The sequence below is a fragment of the Bacteroidota bacterium genome (genome assembly GCA_016711505.1).
Classification (GTDB): domain Bacteria; phylum Bacteroidota; class Bacteroidia; order AKYH767-A; family 2013-40CM-41-45; genus JADKIH01.
Map to the genome: position 1 here is coordinate 113,935 of JADJSV010000017.1, position 21,662 is coordinate 135,596.

Sequence of the window (21,662 nt, forward strand, 5' to 3'; positions counted from 1 at the left end):
TACCCATAAAAACCACATCCAACTACTTTCTTTAAAATCCATTTTTATTTTACCTATAAATTCCTATTTTGCATAATACTACAATAATTTTCCTTAAATAATTAATAATAAAATATATAAAACACACATTAGTAAATTGCATTTTAAATTATAACCACACCAACCCATACACTACTATGAATTTTAAATTTTACTTCCTAACACTCATCATAATGATGGGGTTAAACGCTAATGCCCAAACAAATCTCTGGTCTGTTACTCCTAATGGCGGAACCGAAGGAGCCGGAGCAATTTACAAGATCTCTGATGATGGTTTATCATATCAAAATGCTCTAAACTTTCCTGTCACAGGATTTGTTGGAGCATCGCCGAAGTATAACACACAATGTCAGGCAACCAATGGTAAAATATATGGTACCATGACAGAAGGAGGTTTTAACAATTTAGGATTGATATATTCTTACGATATTACGACTTCAACTTTCACTGCACTTTACCACTTTAACGCATTGGGAGATGGAATAAATCCTTCCGGGAGTTTAATGCAAGCAAGCAATGGTTTATTGTATGGAATGACACCCGATGGCGGTGCATTTAGCAGCGGAGTAATCTTTAGTTTTGATATCGTAACAGGAATCTATACTAAGCTTTTCGATTTCCAATCTACTAATGGAAAATATCCTGCAGGTGGATTGATTCAAGCGTCAAATGGACTACTTTATGGAACGACTTTTCAAGGTGGGCTCAATAATGGTGGGACAATTTTCAGCTTCAATACTTCAACATTAACATTTATTAAGTTGCATGATATGGCAACGGGATCGTTTACTGTTGGAAACCTTAAGCAATCTCTCAATGGAAAACTTTATGGTATGACTTCTCTTGGTGGTGCTAACAATCAAGGAACAATTTTCAGTTATGATATTTCAACATCAACTTATTCAAAACGATTTGACTTTTTAAGTGCAAATGGATATTACCCACTTGGGGGATTAGTTGAAACTACTTCAGGACTTTTTTATGGCTTAACACCACTTGGCGGCACAAATGCAGATGGTGTAATATTCAGCTTTGTTGATGCAACAACAACATATACCAAATTGCATGAGTTCAATAATTCTTTAGCAACTAATGGTGGATCTCCATATAGTAGCCTCATGCTTGCAAGTAATGGAAAACTATATGGAACAACCACAATAAATGGAACAGCAGGCGGTGGTACTCCTTTCGGTACAATTTTCAGTTTCACAATAAACACTTCAACTTATGCAAAAGTCTTTAGTTTTACAGGAACTGCAACCGGTGGTTCACCACAAACTGCGCTGCTTCAAGCAACAAATGGAAAACTTTACGGTCTGTGCAATGGCTATGGAAACGGTCCATTCGGATCAGCTTTCAGTTGGGATCCTACAACCTCATTATTTGTTAAATTGACTGATCTGTTTGTTATTCAAGTCGGAGGTCGCGCGACCGGCTCAATGATCAAAGCAAGTGATGGACTATTTTATGGCCTTTCACAAGGTGGCGGTAATAATTTAAGTGGAACTTTGTATAGCTATAATCCTTCAAGTAATGTTTTATTAAAACTAGTGGATCTTCCGGCAAATTCAAATCCCGAAGGAGCTTTGGTTCAGGCTCCTGATGGTAAGTTGTATGGTATGACCAGAGGAGGAGGTTCAGGTGGTTTCGGAAGTATTTTTAGTTACGATATTTCTACAGCTACTTTTACTATTTTACATAATATGGCAAATGCTACTGGACGTACGCCAAGTGGCAGCCTAATAGTAGGCAATGATGGTAATCTTTATGGAATGACAACCTATGGTGGTGCAACTGGCGATGGAGTTATCTTTAAATTTGTTATTTCAACATCTACATATATTAAGCTCGCCGATCTTAATTCCTCAATTAATGGAGAAAGACCATATGGTAATTTACTTAAAGCCTCCAATGGATTGATGTATGGATTGAACATATTAGGTGGAGCAAATAATTTTGGAGTCTTATTTGAATTTAATCCTACAACAAATGTGCTGACAAAAAAACTGGACTTTGGTGGTACTATAGGCGCACAACCCTGGGGAAGTCTGATTCAGGCTACTAACGGACTTTTGTATGGTTTGACAACTATAGGCGGTGTATTAAATGGCGGTACTATTTTCAGTTACAATACTTCTACAAATACGGGAACGAAAATTCATGATTTCTCAAATATATTACCCTCAGGAAATACTCCATACGGAACTCTTTTTCAATCTGCAAACGGAAAACTTTATGGCGCAACACGAATTGGTGGAACAAATAACTTAGGAACTGTTTTTTCATACGATATAAATACTGCTACATTTACAAAAATTCATGACAACGCAACTTTTGATGGTATAAACTCTTTACATGCAGCATTCATAGAAACTGGTATGAGTCTTGCCGTTGGCACAATACCAACCTATTTATGCGAAGGAAGCACTATAAATATTCCTGTTGAAACCAGTGACTTGTTTAACGCAGGAAATGTTTTTACTGCACAACTCAGTAATTCATCCGGAAGTTTTGCAAGCCCAACCACCATTGGTACACTAACATCGCAAACAGCAGGAAATATTTCTGCAACTATTCCAACCGGATTATCGAACTCCGGATATAGAATCAGAATCGTTTCTTCAAGTCCTGCGATTACTACTGCAAACAGTCCTTCGCTGATCATAAGACCATTTAATAAAACAATCTTCTTCGAACAAATGGGAATTGTTGCGGGAACAACTACCACAAGTGCACACGAAACTGCAAATGGTTTTGATAACGATGGTCTCACAATGACCGGAAGTGCTGATGTAAGGGTCACTGTTCCTTCCAACGGTTACTCACAAGCATCCGGAAATGCAAATGTGTTTTTTAATATTACTTCTGGACTTAATTTTCAAATTAGCGGAATAAATACTACCGGACAAACCGGACTAGAGTTAAGTTTTGGAATTTACAAAAGCAGCACTCTCTCAATTGCTGACCTTCTAATTGTTGAAGTCAGTTCTGATGGAGTCAGCTATCAACCTCTTACATATACTTTACCAATAGGACCCGGAACCAATGTATGGCAACATCGTACTGCAACAGGGGTAATTCCTGCAACTGCCAATTTAAGGATTCGATTCCGTCAAAGTGCTGTCATTCCAACGAATCAATATAGAATAGATGATATAAGGTTATCAGCTGATAATTTAAATCCTTCTATTACTGCTGCTACCCCAACTTTCGTCTGTAACTTTAGCACTTTATCACTTTTTGCTCCGACCAATCAATCTTATTTATGGTCCAATGGTTCTACTATTCAAAATATAGTTGTATCAACTGCCGGAATATATAATTGTACAATGACAAGTTTCAATGGATGTTCAGCAACTTCAAACAGTATAAATGTTAATGACAGTACACCTTCTCAATTTTCTGTTACCGGTGGCGGTACTTATTGTTCAAGTCCCGGAACAGGATCATTAATTGGAATGAGTTCATCACAGGTCGGTTACAATTATCAACTTTACCTAGGAATTACTCCAGTGGGTGCTCCTGTGGCAGGGACTGGAAGCTCATTGAGTTTCGGATTAAAAACTGCTACAGGAAATTATTCTGTTATTTCTACCTACGGCACTTCAACGTGTACAAGAAATATGCTTAACACTGTTAATGTTGGTGTTGCCACTTCATCAACGTACTACGCAGATACAGATGGCGATGGATTCGGAAATCCCGCTGCTCCAATACAATTATGCGCACCTACTGTAGGCTATTCATTAAACAATACAGATTGCAACGATACAGCAGCTGTTGCATATCCTGGGGCAACAGAGATCTGTAATGGCATAGACGATGATTGCGATAACTATATTGATGAAGGATGCGGTGCACCGATATATTGTATCGGGCCAAGCGCTTCTTATATAGCACCATCAGGTCCATCGTATGTCAATCAATTCTCTCCCTTTCCAACACTTAATGCTGCCGTCACTTTTCTGAATTCATTTGCTCCTACTTCACATGTGATCTTTGAATTACAAAATGATTATACAAGTACAGGAGAAGCTTTTCCTATTATTATTAATTACCAGGGAAATGCTTCAGCGACTGCTGTTTTCAGACCAAGAAGCGATGTTTCAACCATGTTGACAATTTCAGGAGTTGGTGTAGGTGTTACCTCCGGATTAATTGAGTTTACGGGAGCTGACTATGTAACATTTGACGGATCTCCAGGAGGTGTGCAAGGAAATATTTCATACTTGAGGGTTCGCAATACAACTAACGGAAATGCAAATGCAAATTTTCATTTAAAAAGCGATGCTACACACAACACAATTAATGCCATTACAATTGAAGGTGGGAACAATTCATACCATTGCATCTTGTTAGGTTCTTCACTGGGAACTACAGGTAATGATTTTAATATTATCCGAAACAATGTCATCAGTAACAGGAGCGATGGAAGTCCCTTTCCACCTGAGATTGCCGTTCATTCTTCAGGTGCTGGCAACGGTGCTGCAGCGAACAGCGATAATGAGATTATAAATAATAAAATTGTAAATATCAGCGATGGAATAAAAATTGAGTTATTTGGAAATGAGGGTAACTGGAATATCAGCAATAATCATATCTATTTTACAAACAATTCTCTTACTACAAAAATCTCGGAGGCAATTTCTGTTTCCAGTATTGGAAACCTCACGGCAACAATTTCTTCGAATTATATCGGCGGAACAGCTCCATTTGCGGCAGGAGCACCGATGATAGAAACCAGTGGGACAATCGGAACAGGAAGCATCTATGTCCGAATATTAAACGCAACTACTAAATCTACTATATCCGGGAATGTTATTAAAAACATGCAAAGACCTAGTGTAGGTGGTGGGTCATTTACAGGGATTGTTGTGGAATCCTGCCCAACAGATATTATTGATAATGTCATAGGAGATCCAAATGTTTTGAATGATCTCTCATTTGGTGATAGTTGCGACATTTTATTCAAGGGAATAAACTATACTTCAGCGCAAGACTTAATGAATATCTCAATTTCAGGAAACAAATTGAGCAATTTACTTTTCAGTAGAACAGGTTCGACATCGAGATCGTTTCTGGGAATATATTATTCGAATCCCTTTCAAACATCCACAACATCAATCATCTCAAACAATCTTATCAATTCTATCGATTATAGAAGCCAAGGGAATGTCACATGTATTACTGCCGAAAGTTTGGAAAATGCAGCTCTGCCGTTAGTTTTTTCTGCAAATGTTATCGAGAATATAAAGATGTCAAATGTAGATGCCGGTTCATTCAAAGGCATTTTCTGCGAAAAAGCAAATGTTTCAATTATTGGAAACAGAATAGGTAGTTTTACAAATCCTGATGACATTTCTATTGCTTCGGCAACAACACATTATGGAATTTCATTGAACTTTAATTTCGAAGGGAACGGTTTAATTCAATATGATACTATTGCAAACTTTACTCTTACGAATACATCAGCTTCAAATAAATTTATTGGAATTTATGCAAGAATAAAAGGTTCACTAATTAATGAAGTCTCAAGTAATGTTGTAAAAAACATCTCATCGCATGCAATTGGTTCCGGAAATATTTATTCTAATTCTTCTGATTTCAATATTAATGGAATCTTGTATTTAAGTTTAGGCACCTCGGGCTTATCTGTTTCTAAAAATTCAATTTCAGGATTGAAAGCAGTTACGACTTCATCTCTGTCAAATACTGGAATCTCAGCGATCAGTATTTTGAGAAATTCGGCACCGTTGTTAAATGTTAATGGCAACAGCATTCATTCACTTACTAACACTTGCACTAGCACATCTTCATTTCCCATGATTTTCGGGATCAGATTTACCGGAATACAATCAAATTCGACCACATTGATTAATAATATGATCTCACTTAACAACGGCACGAATACTAATGCGGTTGACATCTATGGAATTTATGATGATGTTGCATATAGTGTTCAAAACGGAAATTCTAAAAACTACTATTACAATTCAGTTTCAATTTCAGGATCTAATTCAAATACAGCACGTTCATCTGCTTTCTGGCAAAGCAATAATGATGTTATTATCAGTTTAAAGAATAATATTTTCCATAATACCAGATCAGGAACAGGCAGTCACTTTGCAATTGTTAACGAATCCGGAAGCATAGGTGCATGGACTTCCAGCTCTTCAGATTACAATGACTTGTATACTTCAAACAGTAATAGTTTAGGTGCATTTCCATTGAATTCAACCTTAACTTTTGCAGGATGGAAATCAGTATCGGGAGGTGACAGTCACTCACAAAATGTTGCCGTAAATTTTGTTAACAACACTAACGATTTACACTTACTTGCTTCAGGAAATTGCACTCTTGAAGGTTCAGGTATTGCAATCAGTGGACAGACACTCGACTTCGATGGACAAAGCCGCAATATATCCACTCCGGATATTGGTGCAGATGAATTTACCGGTATATGTGCAACATTGGTTAATCTGAAAGCTTTCATTCAGGGGTTTTATATTAGCGCAGGTTCAATGCGTAAGACAATAGATCCAATTGCTGTTTCTACAAATTGTGATAGTGTGGTCCTACAGCTTGCACAAGCAACTCCACCTTACACCATCTTATTCACCGACACTGCGATTCTTCAAACAAATGGTGATGCACAATTCTCTTTTCCGTCTTCAGTTTCAGGAAATAATTATTACCTGGTCTTGAAACATAGAAATGCATTGAAAATCTGGAGTGCAAATTCAGTAACACTTGCAAATGGTTTCAGTTACGATTTTACTACTGCTGCGAATAAAGCATATGGTTCAAATCAGGCACTTCTTCAAACTGGAATATTTGGATTGTACAGCGGCGATGTTAACCAGGATGGATCAATTAACAATAGTGATTATACGTCGATTGAAAATATAACTCAGAATATAATCAACGGTTATTATCCTCAGGACCTTACAGGAGATCATCAAATTGAAAGTTCTGATTTTAGTTTAATTGAGAACAACGCTCAACTATTACTGAACATCGCTCATCCATAAACTCCAAAAAAATAATATTCGAATGAATTAATTTTTTTATTGAAAAAGTTCACATCATGGAACAAAAATAGAATACGAACGGGATTTCTTGGAGAGATCTCCATTAGCTGCCTTTAGCCCAAAACTAAATTCATATGAATTGTTATTCGAAACATTGATGTCAAAAAAGTAACTTCTTTGATTTGATGCTAAAGTATATGCAATATCACCATGAATTGAATGTTCGTACACAACAACGTTTTTAATTATTGACGGGTCTTTGAAAAGCTCTTCTCTAATGTGGAAATAACCTTTCACAAAAGGGAATGAAGAACTGGCTGTCGAAGCAACCAAGCTATCAACAATAAATATTTCCTCTCCGGAATTCACATCCAAAGGATTATATATCACTTCACTAAGACGGTCCTTTGTGCAGGATGAAACGATCATTGCACTCATAAAAACCAACCAGTATTTTTTTAGAATTTCCATACGATTTTTGCCATTGGTTGATTGAAGCCGTAAGAACCGAAACCGAAATTGACTAGTACCGGAGATTCATGATATTGTATTTTTTCCAACCTCTTCTTATGGAGAATAGTTTCATAAATACCAAATGCTATTACACCAACAGAAACAATTTTAAGAGTATTATCTGAAATCCGAAGAGCTTCATATCTGTCTTTATCCTTTTCGTAAGCTAATTTATATTCTGAAAGCTTATCAGGTGAAATTGCATTCTCATAAGCTGTTTTATTAACGATAGCTTTATCGTATGCATTGTTCATCATTCCGCTCATAAGGAAGTGACTTGCTACTGATGCTACTACGTAGGCAGAAGTGCCAAATAGATAACCTTTGTATATACCCAACTCCTTTTTATAAACCTTGTATTTATTAGTGTACTGCAATTTTTTTTTAAAATACAAAGTTGTATCACCGGAAATCTTGATTGTATCAATTGTCATTTCATGATTCGGTGCCCAGCATTTCAAAATATAATTTCCCGAATTAACTTTTAATAATGCCGCTTGTCGAATATGAGTTGTGTCAAGTAAAATAACTACATCGTTACAATTCGTCACAACCTTTAAATAACTCTCAGATCTTACCGGTTTTATCAGAATTAAAATTAAAAATACAATTAAACAACACTGTTTAAACATTCAAATTCGCTTTAGATGATATAACCGTAATGATAATAAAATTATCCTTGCTACAAAAAAATTTTAATTGATATACAATTGGCAAAACTTGTCAATGTCATAACATTATTGCTAAATTTGTGCCTTTCAGATAACTTTCTGACCATTTTGATCAAAAGAAACGTTGATCAGATGTCAAAATTCAATTAATTGTCCCGAAATCACATCAAATTACTTGGATAACTCGCATTCACTTGAAAATCCGGATCAAAGTTTCGGCAAGAAACTCTATGCCTACCAACATACGGCTATCGAAGAGATTCTGAAAAGAATCAAAGAGCATCCAACCAATTATAATTTACTCTATCAGCTTCCCACGGGTGGCGGTAAAACAGTTATCTTTTCTGAGATAGCAAGAAGATATATTGAGATCACAGGCAAAAAGTTTTGATCCTGACTCACCGGATCTAGCTTTGCGGACAAACTCATACTATGTTAAATGAGTTTGGTGTAAAGAATAAAGTGATCAACAGCGCTGTTAAGGAATTACCGGTTCCTAATGATTACATGTGTTTTGTTGCAATGGTGGAAACACTGAACAACCGTTTAAGAGATAAAATCCTTGACATTGATGACGTGGGATTGATGATCGTCGATGAGGCGCATTATAATTCATTCGGAAAACTATTCAAGTTTTACGACAAAGGTGTTGTACTTGGCGTTACTGCAACTCCGTTAAGTTCCAATATCAATTTGCCGATGAAAGATAACTATGATGAACTTATCGTAGGCGAATCCATTTCTTCTTTGATCGAAATGGGATTTCTTTCACGTGCTATCACTTACAGTTATCATGTCGGCTTAACTTCTCTGAAAGTCGGCATCAACGGAGATTATACAGTCAGTTCAAGTGAACGACTTTATAATAATCACGCAATGCAGGACAAGTTGCTTAGTGCATATCAGGAACAAAGCTTAGGTAAAAAAACACTTATCTTCAACAATGGTATCGATACGTCTAAACATGTTTATGCAACATTCAAGCAAGCAGGTTTTGATATCCGTCATCTCGACAACACTCATAACCCTCGTGAGCGAAGAGAAATTCTTCAATGGTTCCGGGAAAAACCGGATGCAATCCTGACATCAGTAAGTATCCTTACTACAGGATTTGACGAACCCACTGTAGAAAGTATTATTTTGAATCGCGCGACGAAATCATTAACACTATATTTCCAGATGATCGGTCGTGGCTCACGTGTTCTACCAAATAAAAAAGAGTTTAATGTCATTGATCTTGGAAACAACCTGAGTCGTTTTGGTTTATGGGAAGCAGAAGTGAACTGGATGAATATTTTCCGTTCACCTGAACTTTATCTTGAAGGAATATTAACCGATGAAGAAATTGAACTGGCTTATAAATATATAATGCCGGAAGAATTGCGCAAACGATTCAGTAATTCTGCAGACATCGATTTTGATGTTAAGAAAGAACACGAAGATGCATTGAATCACCATCATCGTCCAAGAGTTGTTATCGAAAAATCAATAGCACAACACTTGAAGATGTGCATTGAGAACAGCACGAATTTAAACGAGGCTTTAGCACTGGCTGAAATCCTGAAAGAAGAAATCGATTATCGCGTCAGAGTTTATGCCCGCTGCTTAAGTAAAACTTCTGAAAGCTATGTAAAATGGTTGCAGGATGAGTATAAAAGAAATCTGAAAGCAGGACTTTTCATGAACAACATCAAACCTGCAGATCAAAAGGGAATTGAAACAGAAACCGGTTCTGATTCTGCCGGCTCAGAAAATGAAATTGAATAACAAATTCAAAATGCGCCGGCATTCTATTCAACATGATTGTTATCAGCTAAACGGCATTATTCACAAATCGCACATACTTATGGTCTACTTTTGACTTAGAGCATCTATTACTGTCCAGTTTCCGGAGACTGTTCATTTACTATGCTCTTCGAAATTCTAAATGAAAAAATAATTCTTGTAACATTTTCCTCAATTTTAATACTTCCCTTTTTTTCTTGTCTGCACAAAAATGATTTGTCAACATTAAAGGAAGTCTCATTTGCAAATGACATTCATCCAATACTCGCTGCAAATTGCACACAGAGCAATTGTCATAGTAACAATGGAGGAGAATTCCCGCTAGTGACATACGAAGAAGTTATGAGTGGCGGTGAAATAAAAGCCGGAGATGCACATGGCAGCAACTTATATCAAACTATCAGTAATCATGGGTTTGTAGATGCAATGCCGCCAGATCCACTTCCACCTTTATCTACAGATCAGATAAAACTCGTTTATATCTGGATCGAACAGGGAGCAAAAAATAATTAACTAAATGAAATACATCTTCTCCCTGTTAATATTGATCTTGCTTCATAGTTGCTATTATGATAATGCAGATGAACTGAATCCCGGAACAGAACCTTGCGACACAACCGGTGTCGTTTCTTTTTCAGCAGACATACTTCCCATTATGCTGCACAATTGTGGGAGTCAGAATGACGCCTGTCATTCATCAACGGGTTCACAAAGCAATTATGGACTTGATAGTTACTCCTCTGTTATTTCAACTATCAATTCCAGCGGCACCTTTATTAAAACAATTACTCACGATCCGACAATTAGTTCCTCTAAATGGATGCCACTTAATTCTAATGCTAAGATCTCTGAATGCAATATTCAAAAAATACACGCCTGGTTGAACAGAGGACTTCCTAATAATTAATTATGAAAATAATATTTCGACAAATCTTATTAATTCTGAACTTACTTTTGATTGGCATAGTAGCTCATAGTCAGGATATCAATGATTCAATATTTTACACTACAAACAACAGATCAAACCTGACAATTTCAACTTTCAAGGCTACGAGATTGATAGATCAACATACAATTGAAGTACTTGGAAAAAGAACCCTTGATTTCAGAATCTCACATCGGTTTGGACCGATCAACAGCAAGGCATATAATGCATGGGGAATTGATGGTCCGGCAAACATACATTTAGGTTTAGAATATAGTTTTGACGGAAGATTAATGATCGGAATTGGAAGAACATCCTATGAAAAAATGACGAATGCATTCTTAAAATATAAATGGTTTAGGCAAACTGATGATAACAAAATGCCTTTAACTATTACTTTGTTTACCGGAATTTACAGAACAGCGCTCAAAGTTGACAACAGCCCTACATCAGGTTTTAATAAATATCAATATAGCGCAGACAGACTATCATATTGCTTTGAAATAATTGCTGCAAGAAAATTCAATAGTAATTTTTCCCTTCAGATTAACCCGTGGTTTGTCCATTACAACTTAGTGGACAATATTAATGACAGAAATGATTGTTTCGGTGTTTCCGGTGCAGCTAGATTTAAGTTCACTAAACGTTCAGCCATTACAATAGAATATGCTTACAGAATAAACAACTATTCGATTGAAGTAAAATATTTTGATAGCATGTCAATAGGTTATGAACTTGAAACCGGCGGGCATGTATTTCAAATACATCTTACAAATAGTTTTGGAATAACTGAAAATCAATTTTTAACCCATACAGATTCCAAATGGAATGATATGGGAATAAGACTTGGATTTAATATTTCGAGAGTATTCAGCTTATAACTAATAGCGAATTATTAATAATTGATTTTAATTGCATTGTCCGAGAAGGTAGTATACAACAACAAAAATCAGTATTGTACTGAAACACCCTCCGCCTAATTTTTTTGCACTATAACCTGCTATAAGGCCTTTGAATAATCCGTTCATAGTTGTGAGTTTTTAGAAAGTTAAATAAAAAGCATGCCTCTTTTTTTTACGAATAGTGAGTAACCTGGTATCACCAAGCCGGGTCCGGACACCCCGTTAGTTCACAAGAACCGTTTGCCCATCAAATTCAACCTTGGTTCCTTTCCGGATCTTATTTCTTTTGCGTAATTCCACCTCGCCGTTAACTTTCACTTCACCATTTTCAATTGCAGCATTTGCATCTGCACCTGATTCACACCAGTGAAGTAATTTTAACAACTGATTCAGGTGAATATTATCACCGGTGATCTCAAATTCTTCCATTTCATTTTGTTTACACAAAAATAAGAACAAAATGATTCATTATCTTTATGCCATGGAAATAAACGAACAATTCGACAACCTTCGGAATGAACTTAACAAAACCAAAACCTGGCCAATTGTCTATATGTTTAAATTTATTATTCCTGCTGACAATAAAAAGCAGGCTTTGGTGGAATCGAAATTTTCTGATGAATCAGTAATCACCAAAAAAGAATCAGCAAATGGAAAATACCTGAGTATTACTATTAAAGAAGTCATGCTTGATGCTGACTCAATCATCAACAAATATCTCGAAATGCAGGAGATCGACGGCCTGATTTCTTTATGAAAACCGTTTTCAAGAGGAACTGTTCAAAAATTCACCCTCCGATTAAGGATGTTCGCCATTAACATCTCTTAAATGAAACCATTTTTTTGCGGAATGTCATATAACACTATAACTTTGATTTTCCCGTTTACGATTCCTTCTTCTAAAAAAGGGATCTGAATACAAAGTGCTGTAAATAAATTACAATGTACTCCTCATTTAAAAATTACTTTTTCCGCATCGTTTTTGTTTTTATCGCACTGAATTTTTCTGCATCATTTTGCCAAGGCAATACCGGCGGCTGCGAAAATGATTCTACCATTGTTCATTTATTTACCAGAAACAATAGTGGTGATGTAAGTCATTCCATAACGATTTCATTATTCGACAGGGATTCCGGAATTGTTCAAAACTGTCAACAACAGCAAGCAGTCAATAGCGTCTGGTCAAATACAATTTGCCAAACTGATTTCTGGGAAAGGACCGACACAGTAGAAAATGCAAATGGTGATGTAATAGAGTTAATAACATCTAGAGGAAGTACGATCGGATGGACCAATAAACTTTCAAGAACTTTTAACTATACTATTTCCGGAAAACTAAGCCAGGAAACTTCAAGGATATGGAATGGCTCTTCATGGGATAGCACTAACTATAAATCCTATGGATATGACAGCCAGGACCAACTAATACTTACACAATCTTTCACTATAAATTCCGGAATCTGGAACAAAATTAATTTAGTTGAAATAAATTACTTATCCGGACAAATTCAATCCAAGAGATACGCAAGTGGAAATGCAATGAATAGTTGGGAGAATGATTCACTTTTCAATTTTAATTACTCGGGTTCAATCCGAAGTTCAGCGCAACTTAGTTACTGGGATACAATAAACTCGTCTTGGTTATTTTATGGACTACTTAACTACTCCATGTTATCAAACGACTGGAGTATTCATATTGACAAGACAAATTCAAAATTATTGAATGGAAATCTGGTCTATGATTCTCTTGCATACGAAATTGATTCTTCAGAAAATATTGTTTTTACTTTCAACAAGATTTTTACTCTTGCTCATCCTGCTCCAAGCGATTACTACGAATTTTACACTTATTCTGAAGACAAAGACAAAGTGGATAACGCATACATTACAAAAAGAACTGTAAGCGGCGATTACTTCATGGAAATTTCCACACCCGGTGATACGATGATCGCAGACTTCAGTCGTGATGTTGTAAATGAATTGTTTTACAATACTACATTGCAATTAACCGGAACAGAATATCACGGCGGGTGTACAAATCCGTGTGGAGGTGATTCGCAATATCTTTATGACTCTACAGGATTTTTAACAAACTACAATCACTATCGCTGGACAATGGTTTCGGATGATTATTATTATGATAGCTATTCGCATTATAACAACTCAACGCCAACTATAATCATACCTGAATGGGAGAAAAATATTGCAACATGTGATTCATCGGCATATCAGCCTAATCTGGTCATTGCAGGTGGATGTGCACCTTATCACATTCAATGGTTCCCTGCAACAGGTCTATCAAGTGACACGATTCTCAATCCTTCCATTTTTATAACCGACACAGTGGAGTATACAATTATGCTGACCGACAATAATGGAATTTCAGACACAGCAACGTTTTCGGTATTACCATTGATCACATCACCAGAATTATTGGTCGACTCGAGTGGCTGCCCGGGAAGTGTTACGCTTACTCTGCCTTATAATTTGAATAATTCGTACGCCTGGTATAAAGATAATTTAAGAATCGTATTACCGGATACAAATCAGATCGTAGTGACTGATGCCGGTGAATATTTTGCAATTTCATATGCAAGTCACGGTAGCCAGTACAGTAATTCAGTTTACTGTTCTATGCGATCTGACACATTCAGAATCACTATTCCAACGGCAATCAGACATTTTGAAGAAATCGATCTTTGCAATGGCTCAGCTTACATTTTACCGGATGGAAACATTGTTGAATTAGCGGGAACTTATATTTCAAATTTGGTGAATAGTGCAGGTTGTGATTCAATAATTGAAACAATTGTCCATGTAATTGACCTTCCGGTCATGACCACTGCAATAGATCCGATCTTATGTTACGGCGATTCAGCAGAAATTACAGTCTCAGCATCAGGAGGCATGCTACCATATAATGGAACCGGAACTTATAAATATCCTGCAGGCACTTTTGTCATCACTGTGACTGATTCAATAGGTTGCAAAGACATAGATACTTTATCTATCACAGAGCCATCTGAATTGATAGCTGATGCAGGAACACCACTCTACCTTTGTACTGCAGGACAAGTTTTATTAGGAGGAACGCCTACTGCTTATGGAGGAACTGGAAATCTTCAATACCTTTGGACACCCGGCGCTCTTTTAATTTCAGATATAGATTCAAACCCGATTGCAGCAGTATCCTTATCTACCATTTATCATGTTGTAGCAACTGATGCCAATGGATGTACTGCTTTTTCTGATGTATTGATTGAGATCAGCGATCTCATTGAACCTGTAATTACCCGTAACGGAAACATGCTTTATGCAAATTCAAATGCACATAACTACGAATGGTTTTATAATGGCATTTTAATCTTGTCAGGGAATTTTCCAAGTATCAATGCAACCCAGGATGGCGATTACGGTGTCCGCGTGTATGATAACGAAGGTTGTAATCTTACTTCTTCACTATTTACATACCTGCTGAATTCCACTCATTCAGTTTCACAAAATTCAACTTTCAGCATTTTTCCAAATCCTGCGAATGAAGTATTTTATATCGAACAAAAAGCTGCAACTTCTCAAAGTACACTCCGGATCTTTGACATAACAGGAAAAATTATTTTAACTGCTCCTTTGACCGAAACAATCATGAAAATTGATATTTCGAAGTTACCGGGCGGATTATATACAATTTCTGTTTCAAATGAAGCAACAATTTTTTATGATCAATTGATCATCGGTAAATAGTGGCTATTTAAATTTACTGGCACTGTTTTTAATTTCATATCCGAATATGAAGACTTCCGGACTATTTTATGATCATAAAGGATCAGCAAAAGCAGCACAACTTAGTTACATTAATGACAAGACTGAAGGAATTCAAAGGATATCCGATAAATCCGGATTTAAATATACTTATAAAGGCAAACCACTTACCACAAAATCAGAACTCGAAAGAATTAAAAAGCTGGCAATTCCTCCTGCATGGCAAAATGTATGGATCTGTAAATCTCCGAATGGCCATATTCAGGCAACCGGTTATGATGTTAAACACAGAAAGCAATACCGTTATCATTCAAACTGGAATTCAATTCGAAATGAAACGAAATTCCAACATATGCTTGACTTTGGAAAATCTCTTCCGAAATTACGAAGCAAACTTCGGTCTGATCTTTCACAAAAAACATTAACAAGCAGCAAAGTCATTGCAACTATTATAACTTTGATGGAACAAACGTACATCCGTATCGGAAACGAAAGCTATGAGAAGCAGAATGGATCACATGGAATGACAACATTAAAAGATCGCCATGTTAAGATCAGTTCCGGATCAATGACGTTTTGCTTTAAAGGCAAAAAGGGAATTCAGCACACGATAAAACTCAACAATAAAAGGATTGCTAAGATCGTCAAGCAATGTCGTGATATTCCGGGGAAAGAACTCTTTCAATATCTTGACGAAAAAGGGAAACATCATAAGGTTGATTCCGGAATGGTCAATTCATACATCCACGAAGCTACGGGAGGAGATTTTTCAGCAAAAGATTTCAGAACCTGGGCCGGAACATTACACGCTCTTGAAGCCTTGAAAAAATCGGTGTTGCACCTTCTCTTACGGTAGCAAAGAAAAATATAGTAGAGGCTTTGGATTTTGTAAGTGAAAAACTAGGTAACACACGAACCGTTTGCAAGAAATACTATGTTAATCCTGTTGTTTTGGAATTATATGAAAACAACAAACTGCTTGAATTAACAAAGAAAAATGTTTCACTTAAAAATGTCGCTACAAAATTAAGTGGTGAAGAAGCAATAATGCTTAATATTCTGAAAGTTAAAAGTGCAGCTTCCTAAATTTTTTAATCAAATAATTAAATATTAATTTTAACCATGCCAATGATATTAATTCAAACATAGTACTCGGATTTCATTAAACAAAATAAATAAAATTGTACAAAATCTTCATTCATCTTTTACTTTTTGCAACAAACATCTATGGACAAGACACAATTATATCATCCAATCTAAAAGAGATTGTAATAACTTCTTACTTCAAACCGGAAGAACAATTTTATCAACCGGTTTCATCCGCTGTCATTGATAGTGTTGATCTTTACAATTCACGTGACCAGTCACTCATCCCCGTGGCTAATTTGAAAGCCGGAATCCGAATGGAAGAAAGATCTCCGGGTAGTTATCGATTTTCTGTCAGAGGTAGTTTGTTAAGGTCTCCATTTGGTATCAGGAATGTAAAGTTCTATCTCAACGAATTTCCATTAACAGATGCCGGTGGTAATACTTATTTCAATTTGTTTGACCACACACTTTTTACCGGGATTGAAATTCTGAAAGGTCCGGATGGAAGTATTTTCGGTGCTAATTCAGGCGGAGTTACCAGATTATTACTTGCTCCCCCTTCAGATACCTTAGCTCTGCAACTGAAACTCAGTAGCGGCTCTTTCGGCGAAGCATATCAATCAGTCAGAGCTAACCTGATCAAAGGCAAACACAGACTTACTATTTTTGAAAGCTATCGCAGGAATGATGGTTACAGAATGAATAGTGCTCTGAAAAAATTCAATGCTATGATCTACGATAATGTTAATCTGTCGGAAAAATTATCTCTTGATGCTTTTGGATTTTTTTCTAACCTCAACTATAGAACACCCGGCGGTTTAACAATGCTTCAGGCCGAAAATGATCCAAGACAGGCAAGACCCCGAACAGCTACTCTTCCTTCAGCGAGAGATCAACACTCAGGAATAGAAAACAGAACCGGTTGGGGAGGTGCGCAATTAAAATATAAAATTAATCAACGATTCACTTTTTTAATTGACGCAAGTACAACTTACACAGATTTCAAAAATCCTTTTATCACTAATTATGAAACAAGAATAGAAAGCGGTGCAAACGGAAGATCATGGTTCATGGCAGAAAACAAAAATGTAAATTTGTTCAGATACAAACTGGTTGCAGGAATTGAATTCTCAAAATTACAATCAAACATAAATAATTTTGAAAACAATTCAGGGAATAGGGGTTCATTGATCTCATCAGACAAGATCACCAATCAATATCTGGTGCTTTTCGGTTCAGCACATATATTTATTGGCGATAAAATCGGCGGACAAATCAGTGTGAGCCAAAATCAGAATTCAGCAATCATTAGAAGTATTTTTCCAGACGAAATAGATCAGGAGATAAAATACAAAGCTCAACTGATGCCTAAATTTTCCCTTTCATATTCACCGAAAAGTTTTTTAATTGTTCGCGGTGTCCTTTCAAAAGGCTATTCAGTTCCAACAACTGCTGAACTCAGGCCATCAGGAAATATTATCAATACAGATCTTCAACCGGAAACGGGATGGAATCATGAAGCCGGTATCAGGGTTAAAACAAAAAATAAATTTTTCTATACTGACATTTCTGTTTTTAAATATGTTCTGTCAAATACTATTTCCCGAAGAACTTTGTCAGATGATACTGAGTTTTTTCTTAATAGCGGAAAGACTTCACAGAAAGGATTAGAAGTTCAAACAAATTTTAATTTCTCAGTCTCTGATGAAAATTTTATTTCATTAAACATTGGTAATGGAATTACACTCTATGATTTCCGATTTGTAGATTTTATTTCAGGAGAAACTGACCTGACAGGAAAAAAACTAACAGGTGTTCCTGAAAAGACAATTTCTTCTTCATTAGAAATATCTAAAAAAGAGAAATGGAATTTTTCAATTTCACACTTTTTCACAGGTAAAATTTTACTGAACGATCTAAACTCTGATTCATCCCCTGAATGCAATCTGTTAAACTTCAAAGCAGAAAAATATTTTAAAGGAAAAACTTTTTTATGGACAATTTATTTTCAACTTGAAAATGTCACAAACGAATTTTACAGTTCAGGTTATGATCTGAATGCTTTTGGCGGAAGATATTATAACCCTGCACCGGGGCGAAGTTTCTATGCAGGAATCAGTATTGAATATTGACAGGAATAATTAAAAATGAATAGTGGGGCTTTGACAGAAAACAGTTTCCAAAATTGAACGAGGTTTAATTGCTTTTTGGAGGAATTGTGGAATTTTAAAAAGAGAAAATCAATTTTAACAACAATCTCCCATACATCATGGGTTTTAAATGAACTAATAATTCAATTGGCTTGAATTACCCGAATAATCCTGAAATTGGCCATCAATTCGAATCCCCTGAACATCACTAAACATAGTACTTACAGGGATTCTGACATTGCACAACATTTAGTTAATATCAGCCGTCAATAAAGTTAAAATGATCCTGCGACCTTTAACTTCTGACTGTAATCCTTGAAATCAGAATAGAAACGAATTTTGCTCATAAATAAGCTAGAATTCAGACTAAAAACTGCATGAAAGGCATATAATTTTAAGTCTCCAATACAAACATTATTAAAACAAACACAATGCAAATCCGCACATGTCGATTAATATTATTACTTGTATTATTCGCCTCGGTAATTTCAAATGCCCAATCATTTCAATGGGCTAAGTCCATACAAAGTGAAGGTTTCGATGAAGGCTACGATCTTGTAACCGATCCTGACGGGAATACATATATAGCAGGAATGCTGGAATATGATACAGATTTCGGCAATGGAATAATTTTGTCATCCGCAGGAGTGCATGACATTTTTCTGGCTAAATATAGTTCAACCGGACGATTGGTTTGGGCAAAGAGAGCCGGAGGTAAAGGCGGTGACAAAATACAATCAATTGCTTTGGATGGTCTTGGTAATATTTTTACTGTAGGAGAATTTGAAGATACATCTTACTGGGAGACGATCATGAAAAGAACTCCCGGTCCTGAAGTAAATAATATGTTTATTGCTAAATACGATACTACCGGTTCTGTAACCTGGGTTAGAACACTGTCTACAACAGGTGTACAACATTCCCGGGGATACGGGGTTTCTTGCGATCCACAGGGAAATGTATATGCATGTGGTGGAACTCAAGGCGATACTTATTCCGAAGGAAATTATTTGTTTACTTCTGAAGGTGATTATGATGCCACTGTTGTAAAATTTGATGCGAATGGAAATTATGTGTGGGGGCGCAGTATGGGTGGATCCGAAAGTGATAAAGCCTATGGTGTTGCAAGCGATAATAACGGTTTCGTTTATGTTACAGGTTATTTTGTTGGTCACGCAGATTTTTCTTCAAGTGTAGATCTGAATGGTAATGGACACACAGAAATATTTCTTACGAAACTGAATGCAACCAGCGGAAGTTTACAGTGGGCAAAGATGGCCGGAGATACCGGATTTGATCGCGCCAGAGATGTAATGGTAAATGTCAATGGAGATATTATCATTACCGGCGAATTTCAGACAGGGTACTTTGGAAGTAATCAGGCATTCTCCCGGGGCAATCAGGATATGTTTCTTGCAGCCTACAATAGCAATGGCGACAATCTATGGGTTGTTGACGGTGGTGGTGAAGAAGATGATATCGGCCGTGGTTTAGCTCACGATAATGCAGGAAATATTATTGTGGTCGGAGATTATGCTGTCGCAGGAATTTTTTCACCAGATACAATTTATGGCATTGGCTTTGCATATCTTTTTATCGCTGCCTACTCTTCTGATGGCTCCAATTTAAACTGGATTCGTTCAGCAGGCGGACTCGATAGTGACAGAGGTAAGGGAGTAGGTGTCGATAATGCAGATAATATATATGTCTGTGGAGAATTTATTGATTCAATACGGTTTGGAAATTCAAATACTATTGGAGATTCGCTATTAGATGTATACCTCACTAAAATTTCTACTTCATCAAGTTTTTGTTCAACACAATTATCTGTTTCCAGTAATAATAAATGTACAGGACAATGTGATGGTGTTGCAGTTGCCTCGGTAATTGGGCAAGGTCCGTTCACATATTTATGGTCAACAGTTCCTGCACAGAATTCGGATACAGCGACAGGTTTATGCGCAGGCACCTATGAGGTTATGACAACTGATGCTAACGGTTGTGTTGCAACTGCATTTGTAACTCTTAACGATCCTTTGCCACTCGTACTCACTGCAACTCCATCTGATGCATTATGCGCAGGAGCATGTACAGGAACAGCAAATGCTTCAGCAACAGGTGAAAGTCCGTTTCAATATTCATGGAATACATCACCTGTTCAAACCGGTGAAAATGCAACCGGTCTATGTGCAGGAAATTACGATGTCACAGTAATTGACAGCCTTGGTTGTACTACTACATCCAATGTTTCAATTGGAGAACCTCAACCACTTCAAATGAGTGCAAGTGTTACGAACTCTACATGTATAGGTTGTGCGGATGGCAGCATTGATGTGACTGTAAATGGCGGAACTCCAACTTATAGTTATATGTGGGACATAGGTGAAACAACACAAGACCTTTCAATTTTACTTGCAGGTTCATATGAACTTTGTGTAACTGATGATAATGGTTGCACTACATGCGACACCTATTTTGTTCTTGATGCAGGAACTTCTGTTGAAAATATTACCGGACAGAATTTCTCAATTTATCCGAATCCAATTGCAGATTTTGCAACTATAAAAATTAATACAAAAGGAACAGAACCATCGCATCTGAAAATATTTTCATCCGTCGGACAAGTAGTTTTTGAAACTAAATTTAACGGCAATGAATATCTGTTTTCTGCTAAAGGATTAAGCAATGGAGTCTACTTCGTTCAGATTTTGAATTCTCAATCGATTGGGAAAATGGTTCCGATTATGATTGAATAAAGTCTTTAAATATGCTTTACATAAGCGACATTCTTTTTGAAT

The 21,662-nt window shown here is 36.5% G+C and carries 11 protein-coding genes and 2 pseudogenes; 10 read left to right on the forward strand and 3 right to left on the reverse strand.

Annotated elements, in window-relative coordinates; genetic code table 11:
- Positions 1 to 215: 215 nt before the first annotated feature.
- Positions 216 to 7,070: a hypothetical protein gene (locus tag IPL24_14095; GenBank protein ID MBK8364743.1), complete on the forward strand. Its 6,855-nt coding sequence runs from the start codon at positions 216 to 218 to the stop codon at positions 7,068 to 7,070.
- A gap of 54 nt (positions 7,071 to 7,124) precedes the next feature.
- Here the strand turns inward: IPL24_14095 and IPL24_14100 are convergent, their stop codons facing one another.
- Entirely contained in the window at positions 7,125 to 7,541 is a 417-nt protein-coding gene (locus tag IPL24_14100; GenBank protein ID MBK8364744.1) for a hypothetical protein, read from the reverse strand.
- Positions 7,529 to 8,215 carry a hypothetical protein gene (locus IPL24_14105; GenBank protein ID MBK8364745.1) on the reverse strand — a complete coding sequence of 229 codons (687 nt, stop codon included), beginning with the start codon at positions 8,213 to 8,215 and terminating at the stop codon, positions 7,529 to 7,531. The genes IPL24_14100 and IPL24_14105 overlap by 13 nt, the downstream gene beginning before the upstream one ends.
- Positions 8,216 to 8,429: 214 nt before the next feature.
- Between IPL24_14105 and IPL24_14110 the strand changes: the two are divergent.
- The 4 genes and pseudogenes from IPL24_14110 to IPL24_14125 all read left to right on the forward strand — a co-directional run bounded on the left by IPL24_14110 (position 8,430) and on the right by IPL24_14125 (position 11,845).
- Positions 8,430 to 10,021: pseudogene (locus tag IPL24_14110) on the forward strand (DEAD/DEAH box helicase family protein).
- A 234-nt stretch (positions 10,022 to 10,255) separates the two neighbouring features.
- Positions 10,256 to 10,552, forward strand: coding sequence for a hypothetical protein (locus IPL24_14115; protein ID MBK8364746.1), 297 nt, complete (start codon positions 10,256 to 10,258; stop codon positions 10,550 to 10,552).
- Positions 10,553 to 10,556: 4 nt separating this feature from the next.
- Positions 10,557 to 10,946, forward strand: a complete 390-nt coding sequence (locus tag IPL24_14120) for a hypothetical protein (protein MBK8364747.1) — start codon at positions 10,557 to 10,559, stop codon at positions 10,944 to 10,946.
- A gap of 2 nt (positions 10,947 to 10,948) precedes the next feature.
- The gene (locus IPL24_14125; protein ID MBK8364748.1) at positions 10,949 to 11,845 is read left to right on the forward strand and encodes a hypothetical protein; all 897 of its coding nucleotides are present in this window, start codon (positions 10,949 to 10,951) and stop codon (positions 11,843 to 11,845) included.
- A gap of 243 nt (positions 11,846 to 12,088) precedes the next feature.
- Here the strand turns inward: IPL24_14125 and IPL24_14130 are convergent, their stop codons facing one another.
- A complete protein-coding gene (locus IPL24_14130; GenBank protein MBK8364749.1) occupies positions 12,089 to 12,295 on the reverse strand; it encodes an RNA-binding S4 domain-containing protein in 207 nt (68 codons plus the stop codon).
- Between the two features lie 31 nt (positions 12,296 to 12,326).
- Here IPL24_14130 and IPL24_14135 point away from each other — a divergent pair, with 31 nt between their 5' ends.
- The 5 genes and pseudogenes from IPL24_14135 to IPL24_14155 all read left to right on the forward strand — a co-directional run bounded on the left by IPL24_14135 (position 12,327) and on the right by IPL24_14155 (position 21,620).
- Positions 12,327 to 12,623: a DUF493 family protein gene (locus IPL24_14135; GenBank protein ID MBK8364750.1), complete on the forward strand. Its 297-nt coding sequence runs from the start codon at positions 12,327 to 12,329 to the stop codon at positions 12,621 to 12,623.
- A 185-nt stretch (positions 12,624 to 12,808) separates the two neighbouring features.
- Positions 12,809 to 15,607, forward strand: coding sequence for a T9SS type A sorting domain-containing protein (locus tag IPL24_14140; GenBank protein MBK8364751.1), 2,799 nt, complete (start codon positions 12,809 to 12,811; stop codon positions 15,605 to 15,607).
- 46 nt (positions 15,608 to 15,653) lie between these two features.
- Positions 15,654 to 16,711: pseudogene (locus IPL24_14145) on the forward strand (DNA topoisomerase IB).
- A gap of 95 nt (positions 16,712 to 16,806) precedes the next feature.
- Positions 16,807 to 18,846 carry a TonB-dependent receptor gene (locus tag IPL24_14150; GenBank protein MBK8364752.1) on the forward strand — a complete coding sequence of 680 codons (2,040 nt, stop codon included), beginning with the start codon at positions 16,807 to 16,809 and terminating at the stop codon, positions 18,844 to 18,846.
- Positions 18,847 to 19,295: 449 nt separating this feature from the next.
- Positions 19,296 to 21,620, forward strand: a complete 2,325-nt coding sequence (locus IPL24_14155) for an SBBP repeat-containing protein (GenBank protein MBK8364753.1) — start codon at positions 19,296 to 19,298, stop codon at positions 21,618 to 21,620.
- Positions 21,621 to 21,662 lie beyond the last annotated feature (42 nt).

What these genes read in the sequence shown, in the direction of transcription:
- IPL24_14095 (MBK8364743.1), top strand. Translation starts at nt 216, where the DNA reads ATGGGGTTAAACGCTAATGCCCAAACAAATCTCTGGTCTGTTACTCCT.
- IPL24_14100 (MBK8364744.1), bottom strand. Translation starts at nt 7,541, where the DNA reads ATGGAAATTCTAAAAAAATACTGGTTGGTTTTTATGAGTGCAATGATC.
- IPL24_14105 (MBK8364745.1), bottom strand. Translation starts at nt 8,215, where the DNA reads ATGTTTAAACAGTGTTGTTTAATTGTATTTTTAATTTTAATTCTGATA.
- IPL24_14120 (MBK8364747.1), top strand. Translation starts at nt 10,557, where the DNA reads ATGAAATACATCTTCTCCCTGTTAATATTGATCTTGCTTCATAGTTGC.
- IPL24_14125 (MBK8364748.1), top strand. Translation starts at nt 10,949, where the DNA reads ATGAAAATAATATTTCGACAAATCTTATTAATTCTGAACTTACTTTTG.
- IPL24_14130 (MBK8364749.1), bottom strand. Translation starts at nt 12,295, where the DNA reads ATGGAAGAATTTGAGATCACCGGTGATAATATTCACCTGAATCAGTTG.
- IPL24_14135 (MBK8364750.1), top strand. Translation starts at nt 12,327, where the DNA reads ATGATTCATTATCTTTATGCCATGGAAATAAACGAACAATTCGACAAC.
- IPL24_14140 (MBK8364751.1), top strand. Translation starts at nt 12,809, where the DNA reads ATGTACTCCTCATTTAAAAATTACTTTTTCCGCATCGTTTTTGTTTTT.
- IPL24_14155 (MBK8364753.1), top strand. Translation starts at nt 19,296, where the DNA reads ATGCAAATCCGCACATGTCGATTAATATTATTACTTGTATTATTCGCC.